This is a genomic window from Alkalihalophilus lindianensis, from assembly GCF_032843265.1.
GTDB classification, from domain to species: Bacteria; Bacillota; Bacilli; order Bacillales; family Bacillaceae_D; genus Alkalihalophilus; species Alkalihalophilus lindianensis.
In genome coordinates this window covers 1-262 of sequence record NZ_JAWJBA010000506.1, presented here as the reverse complement: position 1 = coordinate 262, position 262 = coordinate 1, and the positions used below count along the sequence as shown (strand labels likewise).

Sequence of the window (262 nt, the reverse complement as noted above, 5' to 3'; positions counted from 1 at the left end):
CCGTCGAAGACCTGCCCGTCGATCGTCTCTCCCGCCTCCGGCACCCCGGCGATGGCCGGCAGTTCGTCGCGGCCTTCCCTGATCCGGACCTCATGCGTCGCCCGCACGGCCGCCAGCGCCATCGCCTCCACCCGCGCGCCCGCCCCCTGTGCCCGCGACAGCGCCCGCCCGACCAGATGCGACATCACCGCCGCCAGCCGGTCATGGCTCGAATGGTGGATATGGTCGGCCTTGGTCGCGGCGAAGAGCACGCGCTCGATGC

At 72.9% G+C, this 262-nt stretch carries 1 protein-coding gene; it reads right to left on the bottom strand.

The window, feature by feature from the left end; translation table 11 throughout:
* Positions 1–262 (bottom strand): YcjX family protein (locus RYX56_RS26640; protein WP_317124239.1); only part of this gene is annotated, 262 nt, incomplete at both ends.